General features: G+C 58.6%; 5 protein-coding genes. 3 read left to right on the forward strand and 2 right to left on the reverse strand.

Annotated features, from left to right (window positions below):
* Nucleotides 1–9: 9 nt before the first annotated feature.
* Entirely contained in the window at nucleotides 10–1,134 is a 1,125-nt protein-coding gene (gene argE, locus C3Y91_RS28355) for an acetylornithine deacetylase (RefSeq protein WP_018068407.1), read from the reverse strand.
* A 203-nt stretch (nucleotides 1,135–1,337) separates the two neighbouring features.
* On the opposite strand from argE, the gene C3Y91_RS28360 reads away from it, so the two are divergent.
* Nucleotides 1,338–2,267 (forward strand): LysR family transcriptional regulator, encoded by a 930-nt coding sequence (locus tag C3Y91_RS28360; RefSeq protein ID WP_018068406.1) that lies wholly within the window; start codon nucleotides 1,338–1,340, stop codon nucleotides 2,265–2,267.
* On the opposite strand, the gene C3Y91_RS28365 is transcribed toward C3Y91_RS28360, so the two are convergent.
* Complete coding sequence (locus C3Y91_RS28365) at nucleotides 2,261–3,688, reverse strand: aldehyde dehydrogenase family protein (protein WP_024323581.1); 1,428 nt, start codon at nucleotides 3,686–3,688, stop codon at nucleotides 2,261–2,263. The two genes, C3Y91_RS28360 and C3Y91_RS28365, sit on opposite strands and share 7 nt — an antisense overlap.
* 373 nt (nucleotides 3,689–4,061) lie before the next feature.
* On the opposite strand from C3Y91_RS28365, the gene C3Y91_RS28370 reads away from it, so the two are divergent.
* Nucleotides 4,062–5,342, forward strand: coding sequence for a DUF3422 domain-containing protein (locus C3Y91_RS28370; protein ID WP_130673827.1), 1,281 nt, complete (start codon nucleotides 4,062–4,064; stop codon nucleotides 5,340–5,342).
* A gap of 286 nt (nucleotides 5,343–5,628) precedes the next feature.
* Nucleotides 5,629–6,528, forward strand: coding sequence for a recombinase zinc ribbon domain-containing protein (locus tag C3Y91_RS28375; RefSeq protein ID WP_168576093.1), 900 nt, complete (start codon nucleotides 5,629–5,631; stop codon nucleotides 6,526–6,528).
* Nucleotides 6,529–6,539 lie beyond the last annotated feature (11 nt).

Genomic DNA, 6,539 nt, shown 5'->3' on the forward strand with positions numbered 1-6,539 from the left:
GATTCTCTCTCAGTCTCGCAGGGTTTCGGCAAGCCGCAAGATCATTTCCTCGCAGGCAATAAGTTCGTCGAGGCGGATGAATTCGTCGGCGCGATGGGCGCAGGCGATGTCCCCCGGCCCGCAGATGATCGCGTCGATGCCAGCGGCTTGATAGAGCCCTGCTTCCGTGCCGTAGCTGACGGCCGCCAAGGTCGACGCTCCGGTTAATCCCTCCATCAGCCGGGCGAGCGGCGCGTCGGCATCAAGCGAGAGTGCGGGGTAGGTGCTGCTGGTCTCCCACGTGGTGCGGAAACCGTCTTTCTCCAACGCCTCGGCAACTGCCTTGATAGGTTCCAGCAGAACCGTTGGCGACACGCCAGGCACGGCGCGGGCTTCCAATTCCAGAGCGCAGAGATCAGGGATGATGTTGACGCTGCGGCCGCCCACGATCGTGCCGATTTGCAGGGTGGAATACGGGGGTTCGAAAGTCTGGTCGTAAGGACCGTTCCGCAGAGTTTCGATGGTCTTCATAGCCGCGGTCATCACCGCAGTCATGGCATGAATGGCGTTGAGGCCCCTGTCGGGACGCGACGAATGGCCGGTCGTGCCATGGATCTCGACGCGGGCGGCCGCCTTTCCCTTGTGACCTCGGATCGCCACCATACTGCTCGGCTCGCCGATAATTGCGCCCAAGGGCGGGGCGCATAGGTTCCCGATCTGCCGTAGCATGTGCGGCACGCCACGGCAGCCGGCTTCCTCATCATAGGAAAAGGCGAAGTGGATCGGACGGCTCAATGGCATCCTCGTCATTGCCGGAAGTCCTGCAAGGGCGGCGGCAAGAAAGCCCTTCATGTCGCACGCCCCCCTGCCGAAGAGCCGATCGCCCTCTGCCCGCAGGCGAAAGGGATCCGACGTCCAGGTCGGTTCGGACGCAGGAACCACATCCATATGCCCGGAAAGGATGTAACCGGGCTTGTCTTTCGGGCCGATGGTGGCAAAAAGATTTGCTCGATCTCCTTCCGGTCCCAGCAAGACAGTCACGGTAGCGCCATGACTTTCGAGATAGCCCTTGACCCATGCCACGATGTCGCCGTTCGGAGTCCCGACGACGGATGGAAAGCTGACCAGCTGCCCGAGGATATCTTTAGCATTCATTGCAGGCTCTCCACCATGACTACGCCCCCAGGGGCGGTTGAGCTCTAGCAGGGCAATTTTCCGCTCCCCAAGACTGTTCGTCGCGGCCAAACGGGGGCCGGACTAAATTCATGAATCCGATCTCCAATTCGAAATTCACCTTGTCGCCAAACCCTAAAGATGGCAATTAATGAGTAGTGAAGGTTCCATTAAGGCATGAATTAATGCTTACGTCCGATGATCTCGCCTTCTTCTCGGTCCTTACTGCCTCGAAATCTCTCGCGGAAAGCGCGAGAAAGCTGAACGTGACGCCTCCCGCGGTCACCCAGCGCCTGCGCGCGCTCGAAGAGAAAGTCGGGGTAAGGCTGATTGACCGGTCCGGACGCCACCTGCGCCTTACCGAAGAGGGCTCATTGGTCGCTTCTCACAGCATCATCGTCAGCGATGCAATAGATTCGCTTGCCGAAGCCTTGGCTGATCGCGAGGGTGCGGTTCGCGGGCACCTCAGGGTCGCAGCGCCTCACGGATTTGGAAGGATCTACGTGGCCCCGGTCGTGGAGGCGTTTGCTCGAGAGCATCGTAGTGCCACCGCCACCTTGCAACTGTCCGACCATCCCACGGCGCTGGTCGTTGATAGTTATGAGGTCGTTGTTCACATCGGGGCATCAGCGCATCTGGATCAGGTCGTGACGACACTGGCGCCGAACCGTCGGATTCTTTGCGCAAGTCCAGAATACCTGGCTTCGGCTGAGCCCATTTCTACGCCTGCCGATCTGGCGCGACATCGCTGCCTCGTCGTTCGCGAGAACGAGGAGGACGTAACGCTCTGGCGGTTCAAGGGATCACGGCAGGAAAGTGCGACAGTGCGCGTTAATCCCGCTATGTCGAGCAACGATGGTGCCGTCATTCGGGATTGGGCGTTGGCGGGTCAGGGCATTATGATGCGCTCTGAATGGGCCGTTGCAGAAGACCTCGCCGAGGGACGGTTGAGGCAGGTACTTCCCAACTGGATGCTGCCGTCGGCTGATATCGTCGCCATCCTCGGATCGCGGCACGGGCGAAGTGCGCGGACTGCCGCTTTCCTGACGATGCTTCGTCGGTCGCTGAAACCACTGCCCTGGCGAGCCGACCTCGCGGAGACGCCTAATCAATAACCGAGGATGGACTTCGTCTCAAGATACTCTTCGAGCCCGTATACGCCATACTCGCGGCCGTTACCTGATCGCTTGTACCCACCGAAGGCGGCCGCTCCGTCCCAAGCGGGATAGTTGATATGAACCTGGCCGGCACGGATGCGCAGGGCGACCCGGCGTGCCCGCTCCGGATCTGAAGACTGGACATGAGCACCCAATCCATAGACGGTGTCGTTGGCAATGGCGATTGCCTCTTCCTCGTCCTTGTAGGGCATAATCGAAAGTACGGGACCGAAGATCTCCTCGCGAGCAATACGCATGTCGGACGTCACCTCGGAAAAGATCGTTGGCTGCGTGAAAAAGCCCCGCGCGATGCCGGCCGGCCGGCCCAGACCGCCATACAGCAGCTTGGCGCCATCGTCGATACCGGCTTGGATCATCGTTTGTACCCGCTCGAACTGGGGAAGATTGGCGATGGGACCCATGTCCGTCGCGGGATCAAGCGGAGCGCCGACTCGGATCGCACGCGCAGTGGCGCTTGCCAATTCCTCCACTTCGGCCAGCCGATGTGCGGGTACCAGCATACGCGTCGGGGCGCTGCACGACTGGCCGACATTGCGCATTCCGGCGAGCACGCCCTTGGATACCGCCTCGCTGAAGTCGGCATCATCGAGCAAAATGTTCGGCGACTTGCCGCCGAGTTCCTGAACCACTCGCTTCACCGTCGGTGCGGCCGCCTGCGCGACGAGTACCCCCGCGCGGGTGGAACCTGTGATCGAGATCATGTCGACCTCGGGATGGCTGGCAAGCGCTGCGCCAACGATCTCGCCAGTTCCGTTGACCAAATTGAATACGCCAGCCGAAATGCCGGTATCGTGCATCAACTGGGCGAAGAGCAAAGCGCTATAAGGTGACAGTTCACTCGGCTTGAGGACAACGGTACAGCCTGCCGCAATCGCGGGAGCGACTTTGGCGGTGATCTGGTAAAGTGGCCAGTTCCAGGGGGTGATCAGCGCACAAACCCCGATTGCCTCCTTGGCGGTCGCGGTACGCCCATCAATCGTCACAAACCGGTATTTCTCAAGAGTTTCCATCTGGACACGGATGTGCTCGGAAGCAAAAGGAACCTGGGAAGCCCGCGCAAAGCTGATCGCCGCCCCCATTTCCATTGCGAGCGCCTCCGCGAACGTCTCCGCTCTTTCGTTCAGGAGAGAATGCATCCTGCCGAGCAGACCGAGCCGTTCAGCCACAGTTGTTTGAGAGAAGGCTGGGAACGCGTTGCGCGCTGCGGCAACCGCGAGATCGACGTGATTAGCACCGCCCGCAGCAATATGCCCGACAACACATTCCGACGCGGGATTCACAACAGGCAGACGGTTTACGTCCCCGGATTCCTGCCATTTTCCACCGATGTAAAACTGATCCTCGCGTTCGGTCAGCATAACTTCACCTCGCGTCACAATGTTGCGGCCATTTTGAGCTGCCTGAGCAAGATGCCTGGAAAGACTACAAGATGACAATTCATGTCGTGTGAATGGTTGCTTAAGACGCGTGTTAACGAGAAAACGCGTCGTCGGACCTGACACAGGTGGTATCGGCCTTACCTCCCGTATGTCCGTTCAAAGCTCGGAGGTGGGCATGGCGGCACGCTCGGCGTCAACCGACCGAGTGTTGAGTCACAAATCGACCGCAAGCGCTCGAACCTCGACGAGGATCGGCAAATTCTTTGCACCCCGGCGGGGCTTTTCAAGTTGATTGCATTCGCTTCATATAGGTTCGCCGGTTCGTGTGCTTTTGGGAATGGGGAAGACAGACATGATTTCAAAGGGCGCAGACGAAGCATTCTTTCCGACGGTGTCTGCATCCGCACCACAGATCTCTAGTCCAGCTGCCTTTGAACAGGGGGCCGCAGACTTCAACTCGGAGCTTCACGCTCGACCGTCGATTTATTTTACCGGTCCGGCGATCGTCGAGCACGTTGCTTTCATGCCGTTGGATGGTGTGATCAAGGAGTTCCACGATAGTCTCGAAGCCGACGGTGGAATTTCAGTCAGAGTTGAACGGCACACTGAGTTCGTGACGGTCACGCGGGTCCGAAAATTGGCCAGCGAGCCCCAGGGTTGGCCGGAAACTGATCTTTGTGAAGGTGATTTTGCGAGGCTAGCAGGGTTGAGCTCTCCTCTGCTCGTTTGCCACGTGAGTATCCTTGTCCTCGAAAACCCTCCTGACCAGCTGGGAACGGTTCTAAAATCGCTCGACTTCGGCGATACCGCCGCGTCATCAATCGGCGGCGGGGCGGCACAGATTTGCTCCGATTTTCGCGTTCGAGAGGACAATTCAAGCAGAATCATCCTGTTCAACAAGGACCTGAATGCACATCGGCTTGGGCGCATGGTACGGCGGATCTTTGAGATCGAAACCTATAGGTCAATGGCGCTGCTCGGATTGCCGGAGGCGCGTCGTCTTGCGCCGCTTCTGGGCGGATATGACGCGGAACTCGTTCGGCTGACCAATCGAAACTTGAGTACGCCTGCACATCAGCACAAGCAATTGCTCGAGGAAATCACTGTTCTCTCGTCGCATATCATTTCAGCCACCGCGGAGACCAGAAACAGGTTTGGCGCAACCGCTGCCTACGCCAAAATCGTTGAAGAGAGGATCGCCCTTTTACGGGAAACCCATGTCCCCGGCTTTCAACGTTTCGGCACCTTCGTGGAGCGTCGGTTCAAGCCTGCGGTGCGTACCTGCGAAGCAACCGCGTTGAGGCTTGAACACCTGTCAAGGGCTGCGATGCACCTGCTCGACCTGCTACAAACCCGAATCCAGGTCGAGATTGAGTTTCAGAACGCTACACAGATCCAGGCGATGGCTGATCGGGCCGCGACGCAGGTCAAGATCCAGCGCGCGGTCGAAGGCTTTTCGATGATCGCAATTAGCTATTACCTGCTGAGCTTGCTGAAATTTATATATGAGTCAGCCGACCACGCAGGATTCCATTTCGATCCGGTGATCATGCTTGTCGCTGTTCCGGTGGTGGTGGGATCTGTTGTGATCACCATCCTGCGCGTCAAGCATGCCCTTAAAGCAGAGAGCTAGATGTAGCGCAGCCCGACCCGGGGACACTCGATCAATCAACGCAGCTCTTCTGTATCTCCAGCAAGCGCTTCGGCGGGGCGATAGTTTTCCTACCGCCTCCGCCGCGTTGTGCTGCTGCATCAAGCTGCACAATCCCCGAAGTCTGTTGGTGAAAGTTTCATTTGATGAAGCTTGCTCTTGAGGAGATACGAACCGCGCGCGCGACGCCGAGATCGGTGACCTCTATCAAAGCGCCAAGACGAACCGGCTTAACGCGACCCAGCGCCCGGAATATCTCCTGAGCCGCATGCTGGAATGCGCCGAATGCGGCGGTCCCTATGCGATCTCCGGCAAGGACCGCTATAGCTGCACCAACCGCAAGAAGCGCTTGCCGATCGAGGCGCTCGACGGCGCCTGCTGCTCCAACAGTAAGACAATCACTCGTCACGAGCTCGAAGAGCGGGTCCTGAACTGCATTCCGGTGGCGTTCTACTCGATGGAGATTTTCGATCGCATTTCGCAGAGGATGATTACGCATGAGGTCAACCTCCTGAAGCAGTCGCCTTCCCAACGGGATGAGCTGACGGCCGCGCTGAAGGCAACCACCCAACGCCAGAACAGCATCATCCAGCAGATCAGCGATCGAGCTGCGGAAGGCCGCCCTCGCCTCGCCGCGCTCGACGATCAATTGGACGAACTGGAAGCGACGCGCGAGAAGCTGGCGGCGGAGCTGAATGCACTGGCAGAGCCGGTGGAGGATTTTCAGGAGAAGATCGCCAAGCTCAAGGCGCAGTTCAATCCCACTAATATGGAGATCATCATCCGCAAGCTCATCTTCCTCGCCCGCCACAATGCCGATGAACAAGCCAAGCAGCGGCTGATGCCCATCGTGCGCGATTTGATCCAGACCGTCGTGATCGGCAAGACGCCGGGCCATCAGCCGGCATCCCTGCAGGTCCACGGATCAATCGCCAACATCATGGCATCCATGGAGGCGATTGACGTGCTCGAGCACCAGTTTCTGGCTGCCGCCCAGAACGACCTGATGGCGAAGATTGCCTCCGGCGAGATCGACACGGAAGCCAAAAAACAAAAGCTCCTCGACGCTTACGCGGAGGAGCTCAAGAGCAAATACCCGGAGTGGGCAAATTTGCAAGTTTCAGTGGTTGCGGGGGCAGGATTTGAACCTGCGGCCTTCAGGTTATGAGCCTGACGAGC

Source organism: Rhizobium ruizarguesonis (assembly GCF_012349115.1).
In the GTDB taxonomy this organism is placed as follows: domain Bacteria; phylum Pseudomonadota; class Alphaproteobacteria; order Rhizobiales; family Rhizobiaceae; genus Rhizobium; species Rhizobium ruizarguesonis.

Excerpts from the sequence above, each read along its gene's own strand:
- argE (WP_018068407.1), bottom strand. The coding sequence starts at position 1,134 with ATGAATGCTAAAGATATCCTCGGGCAGCTGGTCAGCTTTCCATCCGTC.
- C3Y91_RS28375 (WP_168576093.1), top strand. The coding sequence starts at position 5,629 with ATGCTGGAATGCGCCGAATGCGGCGGTCCCTATGCGATCTCCGGCAAG.
- C3Y91_RS28370 (WP_130673827.1), top strand. The coding sequence starts at position 4,062 with ATGATTTCAAAGGGCGCAGACGAAGCATTCTTTCCGACGGTGTCTGCA.
- C3Y91_RS28365 (WP_024323581.1), bottom strand. The coding sequence starts at position 3,688 with ATGCTGACCGAACGCGAGGATCAGTTTTACATCGGTGGAAAATGGCAG.
- C3Y91_RS28360 (WP_018068406.1), top strand. The coding sequence starts at position 1,338 with ATGCTTACGTCCGATGATCTCGCCTTCTTCTCGGTCCTTACTGCCTCG.